We start from the raw sequence: 26,338 nt of genomic DNA, 5'->3' as shown, positions 1-26,338 counted from the left end.
TCTCCATATAATAAATGGCTGTCTGAAGCCCATATGCGACTATATCTGCCGACCCTATGGTCAATCATCAATCAGCAGTGGACCAGTGTGCCTTCGTCTTCGCCGGTAATGACGCGTTTGAGCGAGCCTTGTTTGGCGATGCCGAAGACGACGATATTGAGCTTGCGTTCGCGGCAGAGGGCAAAGGCGGTCGCGTCCATGACTTTGAGGTTTTTATTCAAGGCTTCGTCAAAAGTAATGGTTTCGTAGCGTGTGGCGGACGGGTCTTTTTTCGGGTCTGCGGTGTACACGCCGTCGACGTTGGTGGCTTTGAGCATCACGTCGCAGTTCATTTCCGCGCCGCGCAATGCGGCGGCAGTGTCGGTCGTGAAGAACGGATTACCGGTACCGGCGGCGAAAATCACGACTTTGCCTTCTTCCAAATATTGAATGGCTTTAGGACGGGCGTAAGTTTCAGCGATTTGCTGCATAGACAGTGCGGATTGTACGCGCGCTTTGATGCCCAAGGTTTCAAATGCGTCTTTGAGTGCCAAGGCGTTCATCACGGTCGCCATCATGCCCATGTAGTCGGCAGTGGCGCGGTCCATGCTGCCTGCTTGTGCAGATACGCCGCGGAAAATGTTACCGCCGCCGACAACGATACCGACTTGCACACCCATTTTCACGATTTCGGCAATTTCGCCGACAGTTTGAACAATGGTATCGTGATTGATGCCGAACGGATCGGAACCCATCAGGGATTCGCCGGAGAGTTTCAGTAATACGCGTTTGTATTTGATTTGCTGTGTCATGGGATACCTTGCTTTCTTGAATGTCGTCGGTCGGAGTTGGGACGTCTGAATTTCAAATGGTCGGATTACAATGATATGGTGTGTCGTTCTATTATTGTTTTGTTTTCAGACGGCCTTTATATTCGGTCGTCTTAAAATAGGTACCGTAAACGGTTTTCTCAAAAAAAAGCACCCTGATTCGTTTGGAATCCAGGTGCTTTCTTTTTCATAAGTGCCTTACACTTTGGCGGCTGCGGCTACTTCGGCTGCGTAGTCGACAACGGCTTTCTCGATACCGTCGCCTACTTTGTAGCGTACGAAGCTAACCACTTCAGTGTCGTTTTCTTTAGCGAATTGGGCAACAGTTTGGTCAGGGTTCATCACGAATGCTTGGCCGTTCAGAGTGATTTCAGCCAAGAATTTGCGGATACGGCCTTCAACCATTTTAGCGGCGATGTCGGCAGGTTTGCCGGAAGCGATGGCTTGCTCGGTGTAGATGTGGCGTTCTTTTTCAACGGTTTCAGCATCTACTTCGGCTTCGCTTACGCATTGCGGTTTGGCGGCAACGATGTGCATACCGATTTTGCGTGCTACATCTTCAGAGCCTTTGTACTCGACCAAAACGCCTTCGGTCGCCAATGCGCCGTGGATGTAGGCAACCAGTTGGTTGGCAGTGTCAATCACTTGGAAGCGGCGGACAGACATGTTCTCGCCCAATTTAGCGATGATGGCTTTGCGTTCTGATTCAACCAGTTCGCTCAGTTCTTCAACAGAAGCCGGTTTTTTCTCGGCAGCAGTTTTCGCAACGAAGTTGGCAAATTCTACGAAGCCGGCGTCTTTAGCAACGAAGTCGGTTTCGCAGTTTACTTCGACCAATGCGCCGACATTACCGTTGATTGCATAAGCCAATACGCCTTCGGCAGCAGTACGGCCAGCCAGTTTGCCCGCTTTCGCACCGGATTTAATACGCAGGATTTCTTCGGCTTTGTCGAAGTTGCCTTCAGCTTCAACCAAGGCTTTTTTGCATTCCATCATACCCAGGCCGGTAGCGGCGCGCAGGTCGGCAACCATTTTTGCAGTAATTTCTGCCATTTTGAATCTCCTAGATTTTTGGGAAATACGGAAAGGATTTTCCACATTCGGGAATCGTGTGCCGCGAACGGGCGTTCAGACGGCATATTTGAGAAAAGGGGCATAACGCCCCTCTTCTGTGTACCGAATTACTCGGCAGCGGTTTCTTGGGCAGCGGCTACGGTTTCTTGCAGCGCTTGGTTTTTGCCTTCCAAAACTGCGTCGGCGATGCCTCGGCAGTACAGGCGGATGGCTTTGGCGGAGTCGTCGTTGCCGGGGATGACGTATTTCACGCCGTCTGGGCTGTTGTTGGTATCGACTACGGCGATAACGGGGATGCCCAGTTTTTCAGCTTCAACCAGAGTACCTTTTTGGTAGCCGGTATCGATAACGAAAATCGCGTCGGGCAGGCCTTTCATGTTTTTGATACCGCCCAAAGAGCGTTCCAGTTTTTCAACGTCGCGTTGCATTTCCAGAATTTCTTTTTTGCTGAAACCGCTTTCGGCAGCATTTTCCAAGGCTGCGGTTTTTTCTTCCAGGCGTTTGATGGATTGCTTAACGGTTTTGTAGTTGGTCAGCATACCGCCCAACCAGCGGTGGTCGACGAAAGGCATACCGGCGCGGGTCGCTTCTTCGCGGATGATGTCGCGTGCCTGGCGTTTGGTACCTACGAACAATACCGTACCTTTGTTGGCAACCAGACGACGTACGGCTTCTTGCGCCTCTTGGAACATCGGCAGGGTTTTTTCCAAGTTTACGATATGGATTTTGTTGCGCGCGCCGAAAATGTATTGAGCCATTTTCGGGTTCCAGAAACGGGTTTGGTGGCCGAAGTGAACACCGGCTTCAATCATCTGACGCATAGTAATTTGAGACATGTTATTTCCTTGAAAGGGTTAAAGAGCACACATTCAATCGCATAGAACTTGATAGGCGGCGCCTATTGTCAAGCACCCTTCGGCGAAAGTGGGCATAAGTTTTAAAAATAGTGTGTTTCCGAAATGGAAAACTGACGGATTATAGCGGATAAGATGCCGTCTGAAAAGGGATTCAGGGTTTTGTGCCGCTGTCTTTTTGCCGTTGTGCGCGCTGCTGTTCGGATTCTGCCTGTTCCTGCTGCCCCATCAGGCGGTTGCGGCGGCGGACGGTTACGGCGAAGACCGTGAACACGGTGGGCAGAACCACCCAAAAAACCAAATAAATCAAAGCGCGCGCAATACTCGGCTGCGCGGCGGAATACATAACGGCAACAAAAAGATAGCCGATGGCGACGATGTGCCACATTGTGTGCGTCCTGTTTGAATGTTAACAAAATCGTTATAATCGCAACATTCTACCGCAATCCTGAAAGGCCGTCTGAAATGAGGAACGAGGAAAAACGCGCCCTGCGCCGCGAATTGCGCGGGCGGCGTTCGCAAATGGGGCGGGACGTGCGGGCGGCGGCGGCGGTAAAAATCAACCGCCTGCTCAAACGTTATATCAAGCGCGGTCGGAAAATCGGCGTGTATTGGCCGATGGGCAAGGAATTGCGTTTGGGCGGCTTTGTCCGCGCGGCGCAAAAACGCGGCGCAAAACTCTATCTGCCTTATATCGAACCGCACACGCGGCGGATGTGGTTTACGCCGTATCCTGAACGCGGAATGGAACGGGAACGCAAGCGCGGTAGGGCGAAGCTGCATGTCCCTCAGTTTGCAGGGCGCAAAATCCGCGTGCACGGTTTGTCGGTATTGCTCGTCCCGCTTGTCGGCATAGACCGCGAAGGCTACCGTTTGGGGCAGGCAGGCGGCTATTACGATGCGACGCTTTCGGCGATGAAATACCGTTTGCAGGCGAAAACCGTGGGCGTGGGCTTTGCCTGCCAGTTGGTGGACAGGCTCCCACGCGAGGCGCACGACCTGCCGCTGGACGGTTTTGTATCGGAAGCGGGGATATTGTGTTTTTAGCCGTTCAGACGGCATTTCGGGCGGAAATGCCGTCTGAAGGCGGAATATTGGGAGAAAAGGATGTCGGAAAGGATAATACTGCCGGTTTTGTCATTGGGCGGCGTACGGCTCGAACCGTTGGATGTGCATCATGAAACGGGTTTGCGCGAGGCGGTTTGCGATGGGGAGGTTTGGAAGCTGGGGGTAACGTCCGCGCCCCATCCGGATAGGGTGGCAGACTATATCGGGACAGCATTGGCAACGCGTTTGGCGTTTGCGGTTGTCGATGAAGAGGCGGACAGGGTGGTCGGGACAACGGCGTATTATCATTTTGAACCGCAGATTCCGCGTTTGGATATCGGATTCACATGGTATGCGGCATCGGCACGGCGGAAACGGATAAACACCTGTTGCAAAATCATGCTGTTGGATTACGCATTTGATGTTTTAGCTTGCTGTTGCGCGGGATGGCGCACGGATATTCTGAACCTTGCCTCGCAACGTGCCATCGAACGGCTGGGCGCGGAAAAAGACGGCGTGCTGCGTATGCATATGCTCCGTAAAGACGGCAGTGTGCGCGATACGGTTGTGTACAGTATGCTGAGGGAAGATTGGTGCAAAAACAGGGAAATCCTGACCGGCAGGTTGGCAGGGTATGGCGTGCAGGTGTGAGGCAGTATTCTCAAATTTAAAAAACTTAACGCGATATGCTGACAATCTTTTAAAAATTAATATATAAACAATTTTGATTTTTTGTCTATTAAAAATTTGATATATATAGATAAATAACTATTTTTATTTTTTGTTTCGCAGTTCCCCGGCTTGGCGGGCGACAGAAAAACTTTGCATTTCCCAGTAAAATCCACTACATTCACGATAACATATTACAAGCCCCTGAAGCGGTGTCGGAAGCCATACTTGCAACGCATTCCAACCCCGAAACAGCGTGCTCGGACACACACCATTGCCGGTTTCCCCTGCTTTTGCGATTCAGGCGTTTGTAGTACGGCAAATAACCATAAGGGCAGAAGATGCCTGTTTTTTAGGAGTAAACCATGGCTGAAGCGACAGACGTTGTCTTGGTGGGCGGCGGCATTATGAGCGCGACTTTGGGCGTTTTGCTCAAAGAACTCGAACCGTCTTGGGAAATCACCCTGATTGAACGCTTGGAAGATGTGGCGTTGGAATCGTCAAACGCGTGGAACAACGCCGGCACGGGGCATTCCGCGCTGTGCGAATTGAACTATGCGCCGCTGGGTGCGGACGGCGTCATCAATCCGGCGCGCGCCCTCAATATTGCCGAACAGTTTCATGTCAGCCGCCAGTTTTGGGCGACGCTGGTCGCGGAAGGCAAGTTGGAAGACAATTCCTTCATCAATGCCGTGCCGCATATGTCTTTGGTGATGAACGAAGACCACTGCCGTTACCTGCAAAAACGCTATGATGTGTTTAAAACGCAGAAACTTTTTGAAAATATGGAATTTTCCACCGATCGGAACAAAATTTCCGATTGGGCTCCGCTGATTATGCGCGGCCGGGACGAAAACCAACCCGTCGCCGCCAACTATTCCGCCGAAGGCACGGATGTCGATTTCGGACGGCTGACGCGCCAGATGGTGAAATATTTGCAGGGCAAGGGCGTAAAAACCGAGTTCAACCGCCACGTCGAAGACATCAAACGCGAATCCGACGGCGCGTGGGTGCTCAAAACCGCCGATACCCGCAACCCAGACTGGCAGCTCACCCTCCGCACCCGCTTCCTCTTCCTCGGCGCGGGCGGCGGCGCACTGACCCTGCTGCAAAAATCCGGCATCCCCGAAGGCAAAGGCTACGGCGGCTTACCCGTGTCCGGCCTGTTCTTCCGCAACAGCAACCCCGAAACCGCCGAACAACACAACGCCAAAGTGTACGGGCAGGCTTCCGTCGGCGCGCCGCCGATGTCCGTCCCGCACCTCGACACACGCAACGTAGACGGCAAACGACACCTTATGTTCGGTCCTTACGCAGGTTTCCGTTCCAACTTCCTCAAGCAAGGCTCGTTTATGGATTTGCCGCTGTCCATCCATATGGACAACCTCTATCCTATGCTGCGCGCCGGCTGGGCGAATATGCCGCTGACCAAATACCTGCTGGGCGAATTGCGTAAAACCAAAGAAGAACGCTTTGCCTCCCTGCTGGAATACTACCCCGAGGCAAACCCCGACGACTGGGAACTCATCACCGCAGGGCAACGCGTCCAAATCATTAAAAAAGACTCCGAAAAAGGCGGCGTGCTGCAGTTTGGTACGGAGATTGTCGCCCACGCCGACGGCTCGCTCGCCGCATTGCTGGGAGCGTCGCCGGGCGCATCGACCGCTGTGCCGCTGATGATCCGGCTGATGCACCAATGCTTCCCCGAGCGCGCCCCGTCTTGGGAAGGTCGTCTGAAAGAGCTGGTACCGGGTTACGGCATCAAGTTGAACGAAAACCCTGAAAGGGCGGATGAAATTATCGCCTATACCGCGAAAGTGTTGGATATTTAAACCGAATCTTTCAAGAAAAGCCGTACCCCCATATGGTGTTGACGCCGTCCCTGCCGGTTATGCCCTTCATCCGGCAGGGCAGGTTTTGATACACGGGGCAGGTAATCGTTTTTTCCCTTTTGCGAATAATGGAACGGTCAAAAAACAGCGTTTTCAGAAATGAAAACGCTGTTTTTTGTTGCCTGATTAACGTGGGGAACAGTCTTTGAAGACGATTTGGTTGTCAGGTGCGGTAATCATAATAGGCTGTTTGCGGTAGGATTTGCTGTCCATTGCGCCGGTGCTCAGCACATAACCGCCTTCTTTGCCGTAGAACGTGTCCATATTGTCGGATTTATCCAAATTGATGGGCATTTGCACACGTTTGCCGTTGATGACGGCGGAGGCGTATGTGGTCAGACCCTGTTTGTTGAAGCCGTAGGTTACTTTGACTTTTTTACCTTGCTGGCAGACGTAGCTGACGGTTTTTTTGGCAACGGTGGGGTTGTCCGTGCCGGCGGCGGCCATACTGCTGAGCGCGATTGCGGAAGACAGGATTGCAGTGGTCAGAAGTTTCATTTTTATTCCTTTGGATAGATGTGGAGTTTGCCCGTTTCGGACTGTTTGACAGTCTAATGTCGGCGTATCCTGAAATAAACAGGAAATTGGATAAAGTTTGTAAAAAGGCAGGTTCGGGCGGTTCGGCGGTTTGAGGCAGGGGCGGCAGGCGGGATACGGCGGCCTGTCCGGTGTTTCAGACGGCATTGTTTGCATTTTTCGGAAATGAAAAACCTCCGGGCATCCGGAGGTTGCGGTTTAACCTTGTTTTTTTCTTTCGGCCTTGGTCTGTTTGGACAATTCGGCATACAGGTCGGGATGGTGTTTTTTCAACAGGGCGGCGATTTCCATATCTTTTTTGTTGACTTTTGCCAAATCGAGGCATTCGATATGGACGAGGCGGAGCAGTTCGCGTACGGGTTTGGGCATCTTGCGGCCGGTTTCGTAGCGTGAACCTCCGGATTGAGTAACGCCGACCTTGCCCCAGAAGTCTATCTGGTTCATCCCGGTCTTTTTACGGATGGCTTTAACATCTTCTATATTTTCAAATATTTTCATAAAACTTCCTTTAAGTTTTTCTGGTTGCGGGGCAAATTCCGATTTGCTTTGTTTTCGTAATGTGCCGGGTCAAGCCTGTTTTTATATTGCATACAGCTTCAGGGTTTGCCGGTGGCGGGGCTGACGGTGAGGATTTCGTAGCCGGTTTCGGTCACCAAGACTTCGTGTTCCCATTGGGCGGAGAGGGAGCGGTCTTTGGTAACCACCGTCCAGCCGTCGTTGAGGATACGCAGGTGGCGTTTGCCTTGGTTGATCATCGGTTCGACGGTAAAAATCATACCCGGTTTTAGAACGGGACCCTGCCCTTTTTTTCCGTAGTGCAACACTTGCGGGGCTTCGTGGAAACCGCGCCCGATGCCGTGTCCGCAGAATTCTTGTACAACCGAATAACCTGCATTTTCGGCAACCTGCTGGCAGGCGTAACCTACGCCGCCCAGCGTCGCGCCAGGTTTGACGGCTTCTATGCCCGCCATCATAGAGGCGTGGGTTACGTCGATCAGGCGTTGGGCGATGGGGGAGACTTTGCCGACGGTAAACATACGGCTGGAGTCGCCGTGGAAACCGTCTTTTTTGATGGTGAGGTCGATGTTGATAATGTCACCTTCTTTGAGCGGCTTGTCGTCGGGAATGCCGTGGCAGATGACGTGGTTGACGGAGGTGCAGCAGGATTTGGGGTAGGGCGGGTTGCCGTAGTGGAGGGGGGCGGGATAGCCGCCTTGGACGTTGACGTGGTAGTCGTAAACAAGTTTGTCGATTTCGTCGGTGGTGATGCCGGGTTTGACGAATTGTCCGATGTAGTCGAGGGCTTCGGCGACGAGTTTGCCCAGCTCGCGCATTTTTTCGATTTCTTCGGGGGTTTTGATGATGATGCCGTTCATAATGCTTCCTTGGATTGCGGGTGTGCCTGCCGTGCCGGGTCAAAAGAGGTTGTCGAGAATCTCTTTATGGGGTTTGGCCGGCGTGTTTTTCGGGGTGTCCGGTTTGGTATGGTTTTCTTTGGGCGTTTCTTTTTCTTTGGGTGTTTCTTTGGGCTGCGCCTGTTTTTCGGGTGTTTCTTTTCGGGGTTCGGGATGGGGGGCGTTTGTGGGCAGTACGGGGGTTTCTTTGAGTGTGTTTTCAGCTTGTGTTCCGGTGCCGGTTAACGAATCGGCTGCCCGGGCCGCATCCGAAGGGCGCGGTTTGACCCGGTTTTTCTTGGGTGCGGCAGGGGACGGCAGTCCGCTGCCGCTTTCTTCTGTGCCGTCCGGCTGTGCGGGTTCGGATGAGGCGGCGTGGTGGTGTTCGGGTTGGGCGGCATCTTGTCCGACGGCGCCGTTTGGCAGCCAGAATTCGGTTTCGCGGGGGCTGTCGGTGTGTTGCGGTTCGGTTTGGAGGGTTTTGTCGCCGTTCGGGTTGAATGTGCTGACGATGCCTACTGCCAATGCGCCGATGGCGGTGATACAGATGAGCAATACGGCGCGTATCAGGAGTTTGGGGGTCAGCCTGAAGGGTTTGTTCGGTTTTTTTGCCATTTTGATTGTGCTTTTGGGGTGTCGGGCAATGCCGTCTGAAGGCGGTTCAAACGGCATTGCCGAGTCAGCGTTGGACGTAGTTTTGGTAGAGGGTAATGACTTTTTGTACGCCGACGGTGGTGCTGACTTTTTGGGTAATCTGCGCCTGTTCTTCGGGGGTGAGGATGCCCATAACGTAGGTTACATTGCCGTAGGTAATGATTTTGACGCGCGCCTGTGTAGCGGGGCTGATGCCCAGCAGCGTGGCGCGGACTTTGGACGTGTTCCAAGTGTCGCCGGCGATGTCGCCCGCAGTGCGCGGCAGGGAGGCGACGGTAATGTAGTTGTATACGCCTTCGGCGGCCTGTTCGGAACGTGCAATCTGACCGACGAACTGTTTTTCGCCTTCGGTGGCGACTTGTCCGAGCAGCAGCAGGTGGCGGTTGTAGCCGACGACGGAGATTTGGGGCGTGTAGCCTTTGGTTTGGTTGTTTTGGCGCAGGTAGGAACGGGCGGTGGTTTCGATACGCAACGCCATAACGTTGTCATCGGTTTGCGCGCCGGTGGTTCGGCGGTCGATGACGGATTTCGCGCCGACGGCGGCCCCGCCGACGACTGCGCTGAAGCAGCCGCCGAGGGCAAGGCTGAGGACGGCGGCAATCAGGGTGCGGACGGTGTGTGGTTTGGGTTTCATCGGGGACTTCCTTTCTTGGGCGTTTCAGACGGCATTGCTTTGCGCCATGCCGTCTGAAAAGGGTTACATTCCTTCCAGCAGTACGGAGTCGATACAGTCGCACATGGCGTGTATCAGCAGGATGTGGTTTTCCTGAATGCGGGCGGTGCGCGGATGGGGGACGTTGAGCAGAACGTCGGTGTCTTTGAGCATGGCGGCGATTTTGCCGCCGTCGCGGCCGGTCAGGGCGATGACGTGCATATCGCGTTCGTGCGCGGCTTTGACGGCTTCGATGACGTTGGCGGAATTGCCGGAGGTGGAAATGCCGACGAGGACGTCGCCTGCACGTCCGAGCGCGCGCACTTGTTTGCTGAATACGTGGTCGAAACCGTAGTCGTTGCCGATGGCGGTCAGCGCGGAGGTGTCTGTGGTCAGGGCGACGGCGGCGAGTTCCATGCGTTCTTTCTCAAAACGCCCGGTCATTTCGGCGGCGAAGTGTTGCGCGTCGGCAGCCGAACCGCCGTTGCCGCAGGCCAGGATTTTGCCGTCGTTCATCAGGCATTGCAGCATCAGCTCGGCAGCCTGTACGGTCGGCTCGACCAGTATTTTTTCGGCTTCCTGTTTGGCACGGATGCTTTCGGCAAAATGTGCGGCAACGCGTTCTTGTAATGTCGTCATATCGTCAACCTGTAATATTCTTTATCCACTCGGGCGGGCGGTTTCCTTCGATAAGTACCGCATCGAGGCGGCACGGTACGTTTGTCAGCCTGTTCTGTTGCAGATAATACTCTACACTTCGTTGCAGTTTCAATAATTTGGACGGAGAAATGCTGTATGCCGCGCCGCCGAACCGTTGGTTTTTGCGGTATTTTACTTCAACAAACAGAATCATGCCGCCGTTTTTGACAATCAGGTCGATTTCGCCGTAGGCGCAGTGCCAGTTGCGGGCAAGCAGCGTGCAGCCTTGGGATTGGAGGAAGGCAAGTGCGGCATCTTCCCCTGCCGTACCCTGTTTGTGGTTTAAGCGCATAATCGGTTTAACCTTTATAATGTCTGTTTTTCAGACGGCATTTTTTATGTTTCAGAAACACTTGCAGAAAGCCCCCGACAGCGTCGTCGGAGGGACATTATACGTGGTTGCCACGCCCATCGGCAATTTGGCAGACATTACCCTGCGCGCTTTGGCGGTATTGCAAAAGGCGGACATCATTTGTGCCGAAGACACGCGCGTTACTGCGCAGCTTTTGAGCGCGTACGGCATTCAGGGCAGGTTGGTCAGTGTGCGCGAACACAACGAGCGGCAGATGGCGGACAAGGTAATCGGTTTCCTTTCAGACGGCCTGGTTGTGGCGCAGGTTTCCGATGCGGGTACGCCGGCCGTGTGCGACCCGGGCGCGAAACTCGCCCGCCGCGTGCGCGAAGCAGGGTTCAAAGTCGTTCCCGTCGTGGGCGCAAGCGCGGTAATGGCGGCGTTGAGTGTGGCCGGTGTGGCGGAATCCGATTTTTATTTCAACGGTTTTGTACCGCCGAAATCGGGCGAACGTAGGAAATTGTTTGCCAAATGGGTGCGGGCGGCATTTCCTGTCGTCATGTTTGAAACGCCGCACCGAATCGGGGCAACGCTTGCCGATATGGCGGAATTGTTCCCCGAACGCCGTCTGATGCTGGCGCGCGAAATCACGAAAACGTTTGAAACGTTCTTAAGCGGCACGGTTGGGGAAATTCAGACGGCATTGGCGGCGGACGGCAACCAATCGCGCGGCGAGATGGTGTTGGTGCTTTATCCGGCGCAGGATGAAAAACACGAAGGCTTGTCCGAGTCTGCGCAAAATGCGATGAAAATCCTTGCGGCCGAGCTGCCGACCAAGCAGGCGGCGGAGCTTGCCGCCAAGATTACAGGTGAGGGCAAAAAGGCTTTGTACGATTTGGCACTGTCGTGGAAAAACAAATGATGCCGGATGGACCGGCACCATAGTGCGAACGGAATCAACGGACACGCCCCGTCATGCGGTACAGCACGTCTTTGCCTTGAACACGGTGGACGACGACCATGGCGACGTGTCCGACGACGGCGGCAAACAGCAGCCAGCCCAAATTGCCGTGGAACGTGTTGCCCAAGTTTGCCATCCACTCGATTTTTTCCGGCGAACCCTGCATTACTTCAACGCCGAACACTTTCAACGGGCCGCGTCCGCCACCGTATTGGCGGATCATGCCGATAACGGGAACGGCAAGCATGAGCAGATACAGAATGCCGTGTCCTGCCGCTGCCGCCTTGCTGTCGCTTTGCGGACGCTTGGCGCGGTTGGCAACCGCCCACACGATGCGCAATGCAATCACCGTCAGCATGAGGAAACCGAAAGATTTGTGCAGGCCGAACAGGCTGCCCGCCCATTCCGCCTCTTCGTAAATTGTCCACAGGACGATGGTGGTCAGAATGCCGATGAAGCCGGCAACGGTCAGCCAGTGCAGCGCGCGTGTCAACGGGTCGTAAACGGCAGGTTGGTTTGTGTTCATAAAAAAATCCTTATCATATGTAACGGTTTGAACGGACATTCCGTCGGGTCGGAATGTCAAAAAGGCGCGATTGTACCAAAGAAGTTGGACATATTTTGTTTGCAGGCTGAAGATTTGCTTAAAAATTCATTAAGATGGGCAGAACAAATAGTTTCTCCGCGGTATATTGAAATACCGCTTATACCTTATAATGTCGGCAGAAAATCTGTTCAGACGGCATCAAAACATATGGCAATCCGCCTGAAACCCTATTTAAAACCAACAAACAAGAGCATTTAATGAAATTCATCGACGAAGCAAAAATCGAAGTCGCCGCAGGCAAAGGCGGTAATGGCGCAACCAGTTTCCGCCGCGAAAAATTCGTACCCCGCGGCGGCCCGGACGGTGGCGACGGCGGCAAAGGCGGCAGCGTCTGGGCAGAAGCCGACGAAAACACCAACACCCTCGTCGAATACCGCTTCGTCAAACGCTACCAAGCCAAAAACGGCGAAAAAGGCCACGGTTCCGACCGCTACGGCGCAGGTGCGGACGACATTGTCCTCAAAATGCCCGTCGGCACCCTTATCCGCGACCTCGACACCGACGAAATCGTTGCCGACCTCACCTACCACGGACAGCGCGTCTGCCTCGCCAAAGGCGGCAAAGGCGGCTTGGGCAACATCCACTTCAAATCCTCCGTCAACCGCGCCCCAAAACAATCCACGCCCGGCGAAGAAGGCGAAACCCGTTCCCTGCAACTCGAACTCAAAGTCCTCGCCGATGTCGGCTTGTTAGGCATGCCCAACGCCGGCAAATCCACCCTGATTACCGCCGTCTCCGCCGCACGCCCCAAAATCGCCAACTACCCCTTCACCACCCTGCATCCGAACTTGGGCGTGGTACGCATCGACGAAAACCACAGCTTCGTGATGGCCGACATCCCCGGCCTGATTGAAGGCGCGGCAGAAGGCGCAGGCCTCGGCCACCGCTTCCTCAAACACCTATCACGCACCGGTCTGCTGTTACACGTTGTCGATTTGGCACCCTTCGACGAAACCGTCAATCCCGCCGAAGAAGCACTCGCCATCATCAACGAATTACGCAAATACGACGAAGAACTTTACGGCAAACCGCGCTGGCTGGTGCTGAACAAACTCGATATGCTCGACGAAGAAGAAGCCCGGGCGCGAACAGCCGCCTTCCTCGAAGCCGTCGGCTGGGACTACCCCGAACCTGATGACCGTTTCCAATTCGACATGGAAACCCCGCGCCTCTTCCAAATCAGCGCGCTGACACATCAAGGCACGCAGGAGTTGGTACACCAAATCAACCAATACCTGGCCGAGAAAAAACGTATCGAGGCTGAAAAAGCCGAAGCGGAGAAAGCAGCGGCAAATGTTGAAATTATCGAACAGCAGCCTAAAACGGATACTGGCGTGTTTAAGCCGGAGTAAAAGGACAAGGCCGTCTGAAAGTTTTCAGGCGGCTCATTCTGCAGAGATGTGCTATGTACAAAACAATAGATTTATTTTCAGGCATTGGCGGAATACGCCTAGGCTTTGAAAAATACGGGTGCACCAATGTATTCTCATCGGAATGGGACAAATATGCCCGACAAGTGTATGAAGCAAACTTTGGAGAAAAACCTTTTGGCGACATTAACGGCATCGATCCTTCAGATATTCCCGATCATGATATTCTGCTTGCGGGATTTCCGTGCCAACCTTTCAGTATCGCAGGTAAGGGATTGGGATTTGAAGATACGCGCGGAACATTGTTTTTCAATATTGCCGAAATCCTGAAAACCAAACAGCCGAAGGCTTTTCTTCTGGAAAACGTTAAGCGGCTGACTACGCACGATTCGGGCAGGACTTTCCGTATTGTTTTAGAAACCCTTAAACAGCTTGGTTATACGGTTTATTTTAAGGTTTTAAATACTTTGGATTTCGGATTGCCGCAAAAACGCGAGAGAATTTATATTGTGGGTTTTTCAGACAACATCCCTTTTTACTTTCCCGAACCCATAAACCAATATCGGCCATTGGGCGAACTGCTGGAAAACGATCGAGATGTCGAACCAAGCTATTTTTTATCAGATACCTTGAAACAAAAACGTTTGGCAGCCTTAAAAAAAGCTCCGCCCACCCCATCAATTTGGCATGAAAATATTGGCGGGAATGTTTCCGCACTTCCATATTCCTGTGCCTTAAGGGCCGGGGGAAGTTACAATTATTTGGTGGTAAACGGAGTAAGAAGGCTAACAGGAAGGGAAATGTTAAGATTACAAGGTTTTCCCGATGATTTTGAAATCAATATCCCCTACTCGCAAGTCAGGAAAGTCGCCGGAAATTCTGTATCCGTCCCTGTAATAGAAGCCATCGCGGAAAATATGCTCGCTTCTCTTTCCGGCAAGGTCGAACAAAAAGGGCAATTGGATTTATTGGAGGCAGGATGACGCTTGAAGAACAACAAGCCAAAGAAGCATTGGACGGCATTATCAAAAAATCCCGTGTCCACCTTTATAAACCCATTCAAATTGCAGAAATTTTATATCATGACCGTTGTATAAAACAGTTGGATTTTTTAAATTTAGATACTTACCGCAACCAATCTAAACGCTGGAGGGATGAAATCTGCCGTCGGTTTTTAGGGCGGATTTCTACTTCATCTGCAAAATTCCAAGATAATCTGTTTGAAAAAAATGCAATACCGCCTGAAAAACTAGCGGTATTGGGAACATTAAACAGACAGTCGGACGGCGGGGTAGAATCGTACATTTATAAACAGTTTTTCAATCGTTTTTCCCAAATGAGCGAAGCATTGGCTTATGTCGGCAATACAGACAGATACTCCTTCCAACTGTCTGAATTTCTAAATTTATTTTGGCTCGAGCCGGGATTGAAAAGAAGTATAGACAAGATATATGAAATCGTTGTTTATGCGTTGTTTGATGCATTGGTTTCAGAATTAGGCATAACGGTTTCAATTGATTTTCCTAAGGAAAACCTGTTTTTATGGGAGGAATATCAAGATTTTGCCGAAAAAATCATCACTATGCCGAAAAATGAGCATTTAAAACTTCCTGCAAAAATCCATCGTGTAGGCGTAACCAATGCTGCCGATAGAGGGTTGGATATGTGGTCTAACTTCGGATTGGCCATACAGGTCAAACATCTCTCTTTAGACGAAGAGTTGGCAGAAGATATTGTATCCTCCATTAGCGCAGATAGAATTGTCATTGTCTGCAAAAAGGCAGAACAATCGGTGATTGTTTCATTACTGACGCAAATAGGCTGGAAAAGCCGAATTCAAAACATCGTAACTGAGGATGATTTGATAAGTTGGTACGAAAAAGCATTGAGAGGCCAATATCCGATTGCAGAAGCGTTGTTGGAAAATATTAAAACTGAAATTATGCGTGAATTTCCTGCCGTTAATGAAGCCAATGAATTTTTAGATTTCGCCCAAAATCGCGGATATGACATTACTGTTACTCATTTCTAAACTTACTTGATGAATATGACCGCCATCTACAACACCCTTACCCGTCAAAAAGAACCCTTCGCCCCCATCGACCCTGAAAACGTGCGTATGTACGTCTGCGGCATGACCGTTTACGACTATTGCCACTTAGGCCATGCCCGTGTGATGGTGGTGTTCGACATGATTGCCCGCTGGTTGCGCGAGTGCGGTTATCCGCTCACTTATGTGCGCAACATCACCGACATCGACGACAAAATCATCGCCCGTGCGGCTGAAAACGGCGAAACCATCGGCGAACTGAACGCGCGTTTCATTCAGGCGATGCACGAAGATGCCGATGCTTTGGGCGTGTTGCGTCCCGACATCGAGCCGAAGGCGACGGAAAACATCCCGCAAATGATTGCCATGATTGAGACCCTGATTCAAAACGGCAAGGCATATCCTGCCGCAAACGGCGACGTTTACTACGCCGTGCGCGAGTTTGCCGCTTACGGACAATTATCGGGCAAATCGTTGGACGACCTGCGTGCGGGCGAACGCGTGGAAGTGGACGGTTTCAAACGCGATCCGCTTGATTTTGTATTGTGGAAAGCGGCGAAAGCAGGCGAACCGGCGTGGGAAAGCCCGTGGGGCAACGGCCGTCCGGGTTGGCACATCGAATGTTCCGCGATGAGTGAAAACCTGTTCGGCGATACGTTCGACATTCACGGCGGCGGCGCGGATTTGCAGTTCCCGCACCATGAAAATGAAATCGCCCAAAGCGTCGGTGCCAGCGGTCACACCTGCGGTCATGACCACGCGCAAACCCACCACGGTCAAAGTATTGCCAGCCACGTCAAATACTGGCTGCACAACGGCTTCATCCGTGTGGACGGCGAAAAAATGTCCAAATCGCTGGGCAACTTCTTTACTATCCGCGAAGTATTGAAACAATACGACCCCGAAGTCGTGCGTTTCTTCATCCTGCGCGCCCACTACCGCAGCCCGTTGAACTACTCCGACGCGCATTTGGACGACGCGAAAGGCGCGTTGACCCGTCTGTACACCACCTTGAAAAACACACCGGCGGCTGAGTTTGATTTGTCTGAAAACGCCAACGGCTACACCCGCCGTTTCTACGCCGCCATGAACGACGATTTCGGTACGGTCGAAGCGGTTGCCGTGTTGTTTGAGCTGGCAGGCGAAGTGAACAAAACCAATGACGCACACCTCGCCGGCTGCCTGAAAGCTTTGGGCGGCATCATCGGCCTGCTGCAACGCAACCCGATTGAGTTCCTCCAAGGCGGCGCAGTTTCAGACGGCCTCTCCAACGAAGAAATCGAAGACTTGATTGCCCGACGCAAACAGGCTCGCGCGGATAAAAACTGGGCGGAGTCCGACCGCATCCGCGACCTTCTGAACGAACACAAAATCATTTTGGAAGACAGCGCCGGCGGCACGACTTGGCGGCGCGGTTGAACTGTATCGGAAAGGGCAAAAGTACCGCCTTTTGCCCTTTTTTCGTTTTCAGACGGCATTTCCCGCTTGAAGCCCCGCCGTTTTCAGCAGGCAGGACCGAATGGGAAATACCGGGCGGCGCACCGGGTGCCGCTTTGTGTATGGGAACATTGTGAGAACTTATTTTTATTATGCTTAAAATCATTTCCGCCAACGTCAACGGCATCCGCTCCGCCTACAAAAAAGGTTTTTACGAATACATCGCCGCATCGGGCGCAGACATTGTCTGCGTGCAGGAACTCAAAGCGCAGGAGGCTGATTTGTCTGCCGATATGAAAAATCCGCACGGGATGCACGGCTATTGGCATTGCGCCGAGAAGCGCGGTTACAGCGGTGTGGCGGTGTACAGCAAACGCAAACCCGACAATGTGCAAATCGGCATGGGCATTGAGGAATTCGACCGCGAAGGGCGGTTTGTGCGTTGCGATTTCGGCAGGTTGGGCGTCATTTCGCTTTATTTGCCCAGCGGCAGCAGCGCGGAAGAACGCCAGCAGGTGAAATACCGTTTCCTCGATGCGTTTTACCCTATGCTCGAAGCGATGAAAAACGAAGGGCGCGACATCGTCGTCTGCGGCGACTGGAACATCGCCCACCAAAACATCGACCTGAAAAATTGGAAAGGCAATCAGAAAAATTCGGGCTTCCTGCCCGAAGAGCGCGAGTGGATAGGCAAAGTCATGCATACGCTGGGCTGGACGGACATGTGGCGCACGCTCTATCCCGATGTGCCGGGTTATACATGGTGGAGCAACCGCGGGCAGGCGTATGCGAAAGATGTCGGGTGGCGCATCGATTATCAGATGGTTACGCCCGAACTTGCCGCCAAAGCCGTGTCCGCACACGTTTATAAAGATGAAAAATTCTCGGATCACGCCCCTTTAGTTGTGGAGTATGACTATGCTGCCGAATAAGGTTTTGGGTAAATATGATTGGAATGTGGACGGAAAAACAGGAATAGGCGCGGCATGGGTTGTCGCTGCGTTTATCCTGCCCATATTGGTGTGGGCGGTGTTTATGTTGTCGCGGATGCAAGGCTGGCTTGCGCCGACCAAGGCAAACCCGATATGGGCGTTGGTGTGGCTGCTGATTTGTCTGCCCTGCCTGCTGATTGCGGCCAAATGTTTGGGTTGGAAAGGCTGGCGGCGGGTGGTGAATATTTTTGTCTGCCTGACCGTCTGCGCCATATTGAGCGTACCCGCTTCGCTGCTCATCGCCTTTACCCTCCGGGACCTGCTCAAATAGTCGCGGACAATGGAAAGTTTCGAGCTTGAGGATTTGACGCTGTGGCTGATACGCGATGCGGATGAAGCGGAAATGTGGATAGACCGTTGGGCGGTCAGTTATCCCGTTGTGCAGATGTCCGAAGCGTCCGCAAACGGCAGCACGGAAGCGTGGCAAAGCGCGCTTCAGACGGCATTCGAACGGATACAGGGCAGGCATATCGCCGTTGTCGCACACGGCGCGGGCGCGGCCGCATTCTTGGCGTGGCTGTACCGCGCCGACATCCTGACGCAGAAGAAACTCGCCGGTATCATTCTCGTATCTCCGCGTCCCGATATTTTTCCCGACGATGCGGAACACACTTTCCAACGCGTCCGCTGTCCTTGCCGTGCCGCATTGGTGGTGTCCGAACACGGCGGCGTGCCGCACGGTTGGGCGCAAAAACAGGCGGATTTGTGGAACGCCCGCCTGTTGGTTTCCCCGCATTCGGGCAGTTTGAACGGTATGCTCGGCGGCTGGCAGTGGGGTATGAAGCTGATGCAGGAAATGTTGCTGGCGTGAACGGTCGCTTTATCGGAATTTCGGTTAACCGGGGTTGCAAGGAAAATACCGTCTGAAACAGGCTTCAGACGGCATTTCCATTCAAACAGGGCTTACAGGCTGCCCAACACGATACGCAACACGCGGCGCATCGGTTCGGCTGCACCCCACAAAAGTTGGTCGCCGACGGTGAACGCGCTGATGTATTCGCCGCCCATGCCCAGTTTGCGGATGCGTCCGACAGGGACGGACAGCGTGCCGGTAACTTTGGCGGGCGTCAGCTCGCGGATGCTGGCTTCTTTTTCGTTGGGGACGACTTTCACCCAGTCGTTCGCGCCTGCCAAAATCGCTTCGATTTCGGAAACAGGCAGGTCTTTTTTCAACTTCAGAGTGATGGCTTGGCTGTGGCAGCGCATCGCGCCGATGCGGACGCACAGGCCGTCGATGACGGTCGGATTGCCGCTGCGTCCGAGGATTTTGTTGGTTTCCACGCCGCCCTTCCATTCTTCTTTGGACTGGCCGTTGCCCAAATCCACGTCAATCCACGGAATCAGGCTGCCGGCGAGCGGTACGCCGAAGTTGGCTTTCGGATAGTCTTCGCTGCGGAGGAAATCGGACACTTTGCGGTCGATATCGAGAATCGCGCTGGAAGGATCGGCAAGCTCGTCCGCCACTTGGGCGTGAATCGCGCCCATGCCGCTGATGAGTTCGCGCATATTTTTCGCGCCCGCGCCGGAAGCGGCTTGGTAGGTCATGCTGGTCGCCCATTCGACCAAATCGTTTTGGAACAGGCCGCCCAAAGCCATCAGCATCAGGGAGACGGTACAGTTGCCGCCGATGTAGTTTTTCACGCCGTTTTTGAGACCGTTGTCGATGACGTTGCGGTTGACGGGGTCGAGGGCGATAATCGCGTCGTCTTTCATGCGCAGTGAGGACGCCGCGTCAATCCAGTAGCCGTTCCAGCCGCTGTCGCGCAGGGCTTGGAAGACGGATTTGGTGTAATCGCCGCCTTGGCAGGTGACGATAATGTCCATTTTCGCCAGCTCGGCAACGTCGTTCGCGTCCAATAATGTTTTAGCCGCCTGACCGAAATCAGGTGCCGCGCCGCCGACGTTGGAAGAGGTAAAGAAAAACGCTTCGGGAATGTGGGCGAAGTCGTTTTCTTCTTTCATACGCTGCATCAAAACCGAACCGACCATACCGCGCCAGCCGACGAAACCTACTTTCATGTATTGCTCCTTGAGGAAAATCGTTAATAAAATTATGTATGGCGTAAAGAAAGCGTTTTAACGCCGTATTGGGAAAATGTAAAGTTCTTTATCGAATTTTCTTTTTGGGATTGGCGTTTGCAGCAGTAGGGCGGTAGAATTCCATCTGTTTAAGAACAATTATCAGGAACGGATATGGAAGAAAAAAACGACTACACCGACGCGGTATCCGACAACCGCAACGGGCAGGAAATTGAAGTCGGAATTGCCGGCGCAGGCGACCGGATACTTGCCGCGCTGCTGAACCAATTGTTTACCTTTTTGATTTTGTTGGTGCCGTTTGTCGGACTGATTGCCTTCGCCGTCAAAAATGAAGGCAGGATTGGCGGTCGTGAGGAAATATTCGGGCTGCTTTTGGGCATGACTTCCTTTTGGGTCGGACTGGCGGGCATTTTGGCGTACACCGTCATCCAAATCTACTATATGAGCAGGGACGGGCAGTCATTGGGTAAGAAAATCATGAGAATCCGCGTGTTGAAAACCGACGGCCGCAATCCGGGTTTTGTCGGCACGGTTTTGGTACGCGAAATCGCGTGGTCGGTTTTGGTTGCCATTATTGCCGCCGTTATCGGTCTTGCAGTAGGTGAAAACGGGGAAAACGCCATCAACCTGCTGGCATTCCTTGCCAACTTTGTCCTGCTCTTTATGGTCAAACGCGACCGCCGCACGCTTTACGACATATTGGCGGATACGGTTGTCGTCAAGCTGCCCAAATAAACGGACGCGGCAAAATGCCGTCTGAAAGGCTTTCAGACGGCATTTTTATCTTCAGAACCGCTCAAGCATCGTGCAGCGAAGCTGCGTGCAAAGTGTTTTCCATTAATGTGGCAATCGTCATCGGACCCACGCCGCCGGGAACGGGCGTAATCATCGCCGCCCGTTCTTTTGCCGTTTCAAATTCCACGTCGCCGCACAGGCTGCCGTCGTCCAAACGGTTGATGCCCACATCGATAACGACCGCGCCGGGTTTGATCCACCCGCCTTTGACAAAGTTCGGAATGCCCACGCCGACCACCAAAATATCGGCGGCGGCAACTTCATCGGCAAGATTTTCGGTCGCACTGTGGCAGACCGTTACCGTTGCGCGCGCCAGCAGCAATTCCAACGCCTGCGGGCGGCCGACAATATTCGACGCGCCGACCACGACCGCTTTTTTCCCCTTCGGATCAATGCCGTAAGCCTCCAAAAGCGTCATCACGCCCTTGGGCGTACACGGGCGCATCAGCGGCATTTTGACCGCCAGCCTGCCGACATTGTAAGGATGGAAGCCGTCCACGTCCTTATCCGGCGAAATACGTTCCAAGATCGCTTGGCTGTCGAGGTGCTTCGGCAGTGGAAGCTGAACCAGAATACCGTCCACTTCGGAATCGGCATTCAGACGGTCGACCAATGCCAGCAGTTCTTCCTGCGATGTTGATTCGGGCAGTTCGTACGACAGCGACTTGATGCCGCATTTTTGGCAGGCGGTTTTCTTGTTGCGGACATAAACTGCGCCGGCAGGGTCGCCTCCGACCAAAACCACGGCCAGGCAAGGCGTGTGCAGATTGTCCTGTTGGCGTTGCGCCACCGCTTCGGCAATCGCCTGCAGGTGTTTTTGCGAAACTTCTTTACCGTTGATCAGTTGTGCCGACATATCCGTCCTTTTGTTAAACAGGTAGAAAATGCTGAAAATTATCGCATTTTCCGTTTGTTTTTACAGCAGAATGCCGAAAATAAATTTGCCCCGAAATAAAATACGGCTGTTTGGACGGATTAAATATTTTTTCAAATCAAAAAACTATATTTTTCATCTTGGTGTTTTGAAAATAAATGTTGACGCATCTTTCCCTGAACTGTATATTCCGCTTCTTCAAGTCGGGGCGTAGCGCAGCCCGGTTAGCGCATCTGCTTTGGGAGCAGAGGGTCGTGAGTTCGAATCCCACCGCCCCGACCAATCAATCAGCACGAATCGGCATGAGCGCCCGTAGCTCAACCGGATAGAGCACCGACCTTCTAAGTCGGGGGTTACAGGTTCGATTCCTGTCGGGCGTGCCAAGAATTTGATTGAAAACCGTTTTTATGGTGGCTGTAGCTCAGTTGGTAGAGCCCCGGATTGTGATTCCGGTTGTCGTGGGTTCGAGCCCCATCAGCCACCCCAGATAAAGGCCCGTACTTTTCGGTACGGGTCTTTTCCTGTTTGCGCGTACTGTCCGCGCCGTCGTACCGGTGCGGCGGTATGCCGTCTGAAAGCCGGGCCGGTCATACGGAAACCGCTTCATACGGCATTTGCGCCGCCGGCTTTGCCTTTCGCATATGCTTCTGTATCATGTGGGTTTTTCTGTCTTTTATGGTTTTTGTCGGAGGCTTTGATGGTTGACGCTTGGTCTGTCCCTGATTTTGAATCGAAAATCTGTCCGCCCGAGGCGTTGGCGGCGCGTTTGGCGTTGTTGCCGCGCCCGCTGGTGTTTACCAACGGCTGTTTCGACATCCTCCACAGGGGGCACGTTACTTATCTGGCGCAGGCGCGTTCGGCAGGGGCGGCGTTGGTGCTGGCGTTGAATACCGATGCTTCGGTGCGGCGTTTGGGCAAGGGCGGCGACCGCCCGGTTAATTCTTTGGAGAACCGTGCCGCCGTTGCCGCCGCGTTGGAAAGTGTGGATTTGGTTACTTGGTTTGACGAGGATACGCCGGCGGCGTTGATTGAGGCGGTCAAGCCGGAGGTGTTGGTCAAGGGCGGCGATTGGGTCGTGGATAAGATTGTCGGTGCGGCGGAAACGCTGGCACGCGGCGGTCAGGTGTTTTCAATTCCGTTTCTGCATCAGACTTCGACAACGAAGACTTTGGCAAAAATCCGTGCGGCAGAGGGCGGAAAATGACGGTTTTGAAGCCTTCGCACTGGCGGGTGTTGGCGGAGCTTGCCGACGGTTTGCCGCAACACGTATCGCAATTGGCGCGTGAGGCGGACATGAAGCCGCAGCAGCTCAACGGTTTTTGGCAGCAGATGCCGGCGCATATACGCGGGCTGTTGCGCCAACACGACGGCTATTGGCGGCTGGTGCGCCCCTTGGCGGTTTTCGATGCCGAAGGTTTGCGCGATCTGGGGGAAAGGTCGGGTTTTCAGACGGCATTGAAGCACGAGTGCGCGTCCAGCAACGACGAGATACTGGAATTGGCGCGGATTGCGCCGGACAAGGCGCACAAAACCATATGCGTGACCCACCTGCAAAGTAAGGGCAGGGGGCGGCAGGGGCGGAAGTGGTCGCACCGTTTGGGCGAGTGCCTGATGTTCAGTTTCGGCTGGGCGTTTGACCGGCCGCAGTATGAGTTGGGTTCGCTGTCGCCTGTTGCGGCACTTGCGTGCCGGCGCGCTTTGGGGTGTTTGGGTTTGGAAACGCAAATCAAGTGGCCAAACGATTTGGTCGTCGGACGCGACAAATTGGGCGGCATTCTGATTGAAACAGTCAGGGCGGGCGGTAAAACGGTTGCCGTGGTCGGTATCGGCATCAATTTCGTGCTGCCCAAGGAAGTGGAAAACGCCGCTTCCGTGCAGTCGCTGTTTCAGACGGCATCGCGGCGGGGCAATGCCGATGCCGCCGTATTGCTGGAAACATTGCTTGCGGAACTGGGCGCGGTGTTGGAACAATATGCGGAAGAAGGGTTCGCGCCATTTTTAAATGAGTATGAAACGGCCAACCGCGACCACGGCAAGGCGGTATTGCTGTTGCGCGACGGCGAAACCGTGTGCGAAGGCACGGTTAAAGGCGTGGACGGACGAGGCGTTCTGCACTTGGAAACGGCAGAGGGCGAACAGACGGTCGTCAGCGGCGAAATCAGCCTGCGGCCCGACGACAGACCGGTTTCCGTGCCGAAGCGGCGGGATTCGGAACGTTTTTTGCTGTTGGACGGCGGGAACAGCCGGCTCAAGTGGGCGTGGGTGGAAAACGGCACGTTCGCAACCGTCGGCAGCGCGCCGTACCGCGATTTGTCGCCTTTGGGCGCGGAGTGGGCGGAAAAGGCGGATGGAAATGTCCGCATCGTCGGTTGCGCCGTGTGCGGAGAATCCAAAAAGGCACAAGTGAAGGAACAGCTCGCCCGAAAAATCGAGTGGCTGCCGTCTTCCGCACAGGCTTTGGGCATACGCAACCACTACCGCCACCCCGAAGAACACGGTTCCGACCGTTGGTTCAACGCCTTGGGCAGCCGCCGCTTCAGCCGCAACGCCTGCGTCGTCGTCAGTTGCGGCACGGCGGTAACGGTTGACGCGCTCACCGATGACGGACATTATCTCGGCGGAACCATCATGCCCGGCTTCCACCTGATGAAAGAATCGCTCGCCGTCCGAACCGCCAACCTCAACCGCCCCGCCGGCAAACGTTACCCTTTCCCGACCACAACGGGCAACGCCGTCGCAAGCGGCATGATGGACGCGGTTTGCGGCTCGATAATGATGATGCACGGCCGTTTGAAAGAAAAAAACGGCGCGGGCAAGCCTGTCGATGTCATCATTACCGGCGGCGGCGCGGCGAAAGTCGCCGAAGCCCTGCCGCCTGCATTTTTGGCGGAAAATACCGTGCGCGTGGCGGACAACCTCGTCATCCACGGGCTGCTGAACCTGATTGCCGCCGAAGGCGGGGAATCGGAACACGCTTAAAAAATATGCCTTTTTTCAACACGGGGCGGCATCCGTCCGAATCTGTCCGGATTCTGCCGCCCGACAGACTGCCGCCCGGGCGGGCGGGGTTTCAAACATTGAGGAAATTCTAATGAAATGGCTCTTCACCCTTTTGGCGGTACTCAATATTGCCGTATTCGGCGGCACGGTGGGCTATAAATTGGCCGTTAAAGCGGCGGGCGGCGTGCCGGAAAACCGGGCCGTCGAAAACACGCCCCCCGCAACGCCCGCCGCCGGCAATGCGGCGGCATCCGTGGAGGATACGGCGGCACTGCTCAAACCGGGCGACATCCTGAGCGAAGAACAGGCGGAGCAGTTGCGCTTGAAAAAAGAAGCGGAACAGAAAAAACTGAGGGAGAAAAAACAGCGTGAAGAAAAAGCCCGCCGCGAAAAACTCGCCGCCGAAAAGGCGCAGGCGGAACGTGAAAACGGCGCGGCGGATGCCTTATGCGCCGCGCAGGCAAGCCTCACGATGGACGAAGACGACTACCACCGCATCAAAGGGCTTTTGGGCAAATGGTCGCACGTTGCCAGCAGGAGCGTCGAAAAACGCACCGCCAAAGCCAAACCTGCCGACAAAACCTACCGCGTCGTCCTGCCCGTTTCCGCCGATGCCGAAAATCAGGCGGCGGAGCTGTCTGCCAAAGGTTTCAACCCCGTACCGTTTGACGGAGCATTGAGTTTGGGTGTCGGCAACAGCCGGGAAAACGCCCAAGCCCTGCAAAACCGACTTGCCGATGCCGGATTCGGCGGGGCGCATATTGTCGAACACTTTGCCGAAGCCGACAGGCAGGACGATTCTTTGAGCGTGTCGCGTATGACGGTTTTGTTTACGGGCGTGAATGCCGCCGATGCGGACGAAATCCGTAAAATCACGTCCCTATACGGCAAACTGAACCTCAAGTCTTGCAAATAAGTGCAGACCAAAAACGCCAAACCCACCGCTAGGGTGGGTTTGGCGTTTCGGTTTTGAGTATCTGATTAAAAAGGGAATGTATGTCTCGTATATGCCGACTCCAAGTGTGAAAGTGAATTGTGAGGGAATACAGTGTTTAATGGTTCGGAACGGACGGCTTCCGAGTGGTTTTGATTATACGCTAATAATAATAATTATCAATAAAAATTTAAAAATAAATGCGGATTTTTTGTAATGCGATGAAAAATAAACAAATTAACCTGTCCGCCGATGTTTGTGATTTGGGTCGGCAAACTTTCATTGCGCCGGACAAATCGGGGTCGGCAGGCATGGACGGGGGCTTCGTGCCTGTCGGAAAGAAGCCTGCCGTGTTTGAACAACCGTCCGATTTGGTGCGGACAGGGTTGCCATTCGGGGGTGTTTGAGCGCGGATTCGGGGATGCAAAAGCGGTGAAACCGTTGCGGATGAAGGCTTACGGATGCCCCGAGGTATTTTTAAATGTATTCAAACGACAAAACACCCTTCTATTGCCGTACTTAGGGCTTGCGCAGCAGCCTGCGCGCCGGGGAGTCCGGGTGTTTCGTTGGTTGCGGTGTCGGGGCGGGCGGCAAGGTTTTCCGGCCGGTTTCCCTGTTCCTCACGACAAAGCCGTGATGCCGGGGAATGGCGGTTTGCCCGTTTGGGGCCGCGATGCCGTCTGAAGCCTTCAGACGGCATTTTTG

At 53.8% G+C, this 26,338-nt stretch carries 31 protein-coding genes and 3 tRNA genes; 19 read left to right on the top strand and 15 right to left on the bottom strand.

The genetic code is table 11. The features are described 5' to 3' along the window. Positions 1 to 71: 71 nt before the first annotated feature. The 4 genes from pyrH to HT085_RS09535 form a co-directional block, all read right to left on the bottom strand. Positions 72 to 791 carry a UMP kinase gene (gene pyrH, locus HT085_RS09550; RefSeq protein ID WP_003686859.1) on the bottom strand — a complete coding sequence of 240 codons (720 nt, stop codon included), beginning with the start codon at positions 789 to 791 and terminating at the stop codon, positions 72 to 74. Positions 792 to 1,007: 216 nt separating this feature from the next. Continuing rightward, complete coding sequence (tsf, locus tag HT085_RS09545) at positions 1,008 to 1,862, bottom strand: translation elongation factor Ts (RefSeq protein ID WP_003692036.1); 855 nt, start codon at positions 1,860 to 1,862, stop codon at positions 1,008 to 1,010. Positions 1,863 to 1,990: 128 nt separating this feature from the next. After that, positions 1,991 to 2,719, bottom strand: coding sequence for a 30S ribosomal protein S2 (gene rpsB, locus HT085_RS09540; protein WP_003686861.1), 729 nt, complete (start codon positions 2,717 to 2,719; stop codon positions 1,991 to 1,993). A 172-nt stretch (positions 2,720 to 2,891) separates the two neighbouring features. Next, positions 2,892 to 3,125, bottom strand: a complete 234-nt coding sequence (locus HT085_RS09535) for a hypothetical protein (RefSeq protein WP_003686864.1) — start codon at positions 3,123 to 3,125, stop codon at positions 2,892 to 2,894. A 77-nt stretch (positions 3,126 to 3,202) separates the two neighbouring features. On the opposite strand from HT085_RS09535, the gene HT085_RS09530 reads away from it, so the two are divergent. The 3 genes from HT085_RS09530 to HT085_RS09520 all read left to right on the top strand — a co-directional run bounded on the left by HT085_RS09530 (position 3,203) and on the right by HT085_RS09520 (position 6,285). Beyond that, positions 3,203 to 3,784 (top strand): 5-formyltetrahydrofolate cyclo-ligase, encoded by a 582-nt coding sequence (locus tag HT085_RS09530; RefSeq protein WP_010355779.1) that lies wholly within the window; start codon positions 3,203 to 3,205, stop codon positions 3,782 to 3,784. Between the two features lie 60 nt (positions 3,785 to 3,844). Further along, the gene (locus HT085_RS09525) at positions 3,845 to 4,435 is read left to right on the top strand and encodes a GNAT family N-acetyltransferase (protein ID WP_003692034.1); all 591 of its coding nucleotides are present in this window, start codon (positions 3,845 to 3,847) and stop codon (positions 4,433 to 4,435) included. A gap of 383 nt (positions 4,436 to 4,818) precedes the next feature. Next, complete coding sequence (locus tag HT085_RS09520; protein WP_003686866.1) at positions 4,819 to 6,285, top strand: malate:quinone oxidoreductase; 1,467 nt, start codon at positions 4,819 to 4,821, stop codon at positions 6,283 to 6,285. A 186-nt stretch (positions 6,286 to 6,471) separates the two neighbouring features. Here HT085_RS09520 and HT085_RS09515 read toward each other — a convergent pair whose 3' ends face one another. The 7 genes from HT085_RS09515 to HT085_RS09485 all read right to left on the bottom strand — a co-directional run bounded on the left by HT085_RS09515 (position 6,472) and on the right by HT085_RS09485 (position 10,573). Then, positions 6,472 to 6,843 (bottom strand): ACP-like domain-containing protein, encoded by a 372-nt coding sequence (locus HT085_RS09515; protein ID WP_010355785.1) that lies wholly within the window; start codon positions 6,841 to 6,843, stop codon positions 6,472 to 6,474. Positions 6,844 to 7,080: 237 nt separating this feature from the next. After that, entirely contained in the window at positions 7,081 to 7,380 is a 300-nt protein-coding gene (locus tag HT085_RS09510; RefSeq protein ID WP_003686868.1) for a helix-turn-helix domain-containing protein, read from the bottom strand. A 98-nt stretch (positions 7,381 to 7,478) separates the two neighbouring features. Continuing rightward, positions 7,479 to 8,258: a type I methionyl aminopeptidase gene (gene map / locus HT085_RS09505; RefSeq protein ID WP_003686869.1), complete on the bottom strand. Its 780-nt coding sequence runs from the start codon at positions 8,256 to 8,258 to the stop codon at positions 7,479 to 7,481. A 39-nt stretch (positions 8,259 to 8,297) separates the two neighbouring features. Continuing rightward, positions 8,298 to 8,948 (bottom strand): hypothetical protein, encoded by a 651-nt coding sequence (locus HT085_RS09500; protein WP_003692031.1) that lies wholly within the window; start codon positions 8,946 to 8,948, stop codon positions 8,298 to 8,300. Positions 8,949 to 8,955: 7 nt separating this feature from the next. Next, positions 8,956 to 9,564: a BON domain-containing protein gene (locus tag HT085_RS09495; protein WP_003686871.1), complete on the bottom strand. Its 609-nt coding sequence runs from the start codon at positions 9,562 to 9,564 to the stop codon at positions 8,956 to 8,958. 63 nt (positions 9,565 to 9,627) lie between these two features. Beyond that, positions 9,628 to 10,221, bottom strand: coding sequence for a phosphoheptose isomerase (locus tag HT085_RS09490; RefSeq protein ID WP_003692028.1), 594 nt, complete (start codon positions 10,219 to 10,221; stop codon positions 9,628 to 9,630). A 4-nt stretch (positions 10,222 to 10,225) separates the two neighbouring features. Then, the gene (locus tag HT085_RS09485; RefSeq protein ID WP_003686873.1) at positions 10,226 to 10,573 is read right to left on the bottom strand and encodes a YraN family protein; all 348 of its coding nucleotides are present in this window, start codon (positions 10,571 to 10,573) and stop codon (positions 10,226 to 10,228) included. Positions 10,574 to 10,619: 46 nt separating this feature from the next. Between HT085_RS09485 and rsmI the strand changes: the two genes are divergently transcribed. Further along, positions 10,620 to 11,495, top strand: a complete 876-nt coding sequence (gene rsmI, locus HT085_RS09480; RefSeq protein WP_010359642.1) for a 16S rRNA (cytidine(1402)-2'-O)-methyltransferase — start codon at positions 10,620 to 10,622, stop codon at positions 11,493 to 11,495. Positions 11,496 to 11,529: 34 nt separating this feature from the next. On the opposite strand, the gene HT085_RS09475 is transcribed toward rsmI, so the two are convergent. After that, on the bottom strand, positions 11,530 to 12,060 hold the full coding sequence (locus HT085_RS09475; protein ID WP_003704702.1) for a cytochrome b: 531 nt from the start codon (positions 12,058 to 12,060) through the stop codon (positions 11,530 to 11,532). Positions 12,061 to 12,338: 278 nt separating this feature from the next. Here HT085_RS09475 and obgE point away from each other — a divergent pair, with 278 nt between their 5' ends. The 7 genes from obgE (at position 12,339) to HT085_RS09440 (ending at position 18,801) form a co-directional block, all read left to right on the top strand. After that, a complete protein-coding gene (gene obgE / locus HT085_RS09470; protein WP_003686881.1) occupies positions 12,339 to 13,493 on the top strand; it encodes a GTPase ObgE in 1,155 nt (384 codons plus the stop codon). A gap of 53 nt (positions 13,494 to 13,546) precedes the next feature. Then, on the top strand, positions 13,547 to 14,494 hold the full coding sequence (locus HT085_RS09465; protein ID WP_003686883.1) for a DNA cytosine methyltransferase: 948 nt from the start codon (positions 13,547 to 13,549) through the stop codon (positions 14,492 to 14,494). Next, complete coding sequence (locus HT085_RS09460; protein ID WP_003686885.1) at positions 14,491 to 15,543, top strand: HaeII family restriction endonuclease; 1,053 nt, start codon at positions 14,491 to 14,493, stop codon at positions 15,541 to 15,543. The genes HT085_RS09465 and HT085_RS09460 overlap by 4 nt, the downstream gene beginning before the upstream one ends. A 15-nt stretch (positions 15,544 to 15,558) precedes the next feature. Continuing rightward, positions 15,559 to 16,980: a cysteine--tRNA ligase gene (gene cysS / locus HT085_RS09455; protein WP_010355798.1), complete on the top strand. Its 1,422-nt coding sequence runs from the start codon at positions 15,559 to 15,561 to the stop codon at positions 16,978 to 16,980. A gap of 170 nt (positions 16,981 to 17,150) precedes the next feature. Further along, entirely contained in the window at positions 17,151 to 17,930 is a 780-nt protein-coding gene (locus tag HT085_RS09450) for an exodeoxyribonuclease III (RefSeq protein ID WP_003692021.1), read from the top strand. Continuing rightward, the gene (locus HT085_RS09445) at positions 17,917 to 18,261 is read left to right on the top strand and encodes a hypothetical protein (protein WP_003686892.1); all 345 of its coding nucleotides are present in this window, start codon (positions 17,917 to 17,919) and stop codon (positions 18,259 to 18,261) included. Before HT085_RS09450 ends, HT085_RS09445 begins: the two co-directional genes overlap by 14 nt. Before the next feature lie 9 nt (positions 18,262 to 18,270). After that, positions 18,271 to 18,801, top strand: a complete 531-nt coding sequence (locus HT085_RS09440; protein WP_003686894.1) for an alpha/beta hydrolase — start codon at positions 18,271 to 18,273, stop codon at positions 18,799 to 18,801. Between the two features lie 92 nt (positions 18,802 to 18,893). Here the strand turns inward: HT085_RS09440 and asd are convergent, their stop codons facing one another. Continuing rightward, positions 18,894 to 20,009: an aspartate-semialdehyde dehydrogenase gene (gene asd, locus HT085_RS09435; RefSeq protein WP_003686895.1), complete on the bottom strand. Its 1,116-nt coding sequence runs from the start codon at positions 20,007 to 20,009 to the stop codon at positions 18,894 to 18,896. A gap of 174 nt (positions 20,010 to 20,183) precedes the next feature. Between asd and HT085_RS09430 the strand changes: the two genes are divergently transcribed. Continuing rightward, a complete protein-coding gene (locus tag HT085_RS09430) occupies positions 20,184 to 20,765 on the top strand; it encodes an RDD family protein (protein WP_003686897.1) in 582 nt (193 codons plus the stop codon). 61 nt (positions 20,766 to 20,826) lie between these two features. Here HT085_RS09430 and folD read toward each other — a convergent pair whose 3' ends face one another. Beyond that, positions 20,827 to 21,681: a bifunctional methylenetetrahydrofolate dehydrogenase/methenyltetrahydrofolate cyclohydrolase FolD gene (gene folD / locus HT085_RS09425; RefSeq protein WP_003686899.1), complete on the bottom strand. Its 855-nt coding sequence runs from the start codon at positions 21,679 to 21,681 to the stop codon at positions 20,827 to 20,829. A 222-nt stretch (positions 21,682 to 21,903) separates the two neighbouring features. On the opposite strand from folD, the gene HT085_RS09420 reads away from it, so the two are divergent. From HT085_RS09420 to HT085_RS09390, 7 genes are all read left to right on the top strand, one after another. Beyond that, a tRNA-Pro gene (locus HT085_RS09420) sits at positions 21,904 to 21,981 on the top strand. 24 nt (positions 21,982 to 22,005) lie between these two features. Beyond that, positions 22,006 to 22,082, top strand: a tRNA-Arg gene (locus HT085_RS09415). A 27-nt stretch (positions 22,083 to 22,109) separates the two neighbouring features. Then, positions 22,110 to 22,185: transfer RNA gene (locus HT085_RS09410), tRNA-His, on the top strand. A gap of 78 nt (positions 22,186 to 22,263) precedes the next feature. Further along, on the top strand, positions 22,264 to 22,404 hold the full coding sequence (locus HT085_RS09405; protein ID WP_228369780.1) for a hypothetical protein: 141 nt from the start codon (positions 22,264 to 22,266) through the stop codon (positions 22,402 to 22,404). Beyond that, positions 22,397 to 22,903 (top strand): D-glycero-beta-D-manno-heptose 1-phosphate adenylyltransferase, encoded by a 507-nt coding sequence (gene rfaE2, locus HT085_RS09400; protein WP_003692018.1) that lies wholly within the window; start codon positions 22,397 to 22,399, stop codon positions 22,901 to 22,903. Before HT085_RS09405 ends, rfaE2 begins: the two co-directional genes overlap by 8 nt. Continuing rightward, entirely contained in the window at positions 22,900 to 24,678 is a 1,779-nt protein-coding gene (locus HT085_RS09395) for a bifunctional biotin--[acetyl-CoA-carboxylase] ligase/type III pantothenate kinase (protein ID WP_003692016.1), read from the top strand. Before rfaE2 ends, HT085_RS09395 begins: the two co-directional genes overlap by 4 nt. Positions 24,679 to 24,790: 112 nt before the next feature. Beyond that, positions 24,791 to 25,615: an SPOR domain-containing protein gene (locus HT085_RS09390; protein ID WP_003692015.1), complete on the top strand. Its 825-nt coding sequence runs from the start codon at positions 24,791 to 24,793 to the stop codon at positions 25,613 to 25,615. Between the two features lie 505 nt (positions 25,616 to 26,120). Here the strand turns inward: HT085_RS09390 and HT085_RS09385 are convergent. Continuing rightward, positions 26,121 to 26,333: a histidinol phosphate phosphatase gene (locus HT085_RS09385; RefSeq protein WP_123766931.1), complete on the bottom strand. Its 213-nt coding sequence runs from the start codon at positions 26,331 to 26,333 to the stop codon at positions 26,121 to 26,123. Between the last annotated feature and the right edge of the window lie 5 nt (positions 26,334 to 26,338).

Origin of the sequence: Neisseria gonorrhoeae (assembly GCF_013030075.1) — a bacterium.
Classification (GTDB): Bacteria; Pseudomonadota; Gammaproteobacteria; order Burkholderiales; family Neisseriaceae; genus Neisseria; species Neisseria gonorrhoeae.
The sequence above is the reverse complement of the archived record's forward strand: the minus strand, read 5'-3'. Positions and strand labels throughout refer to the sequence as shown.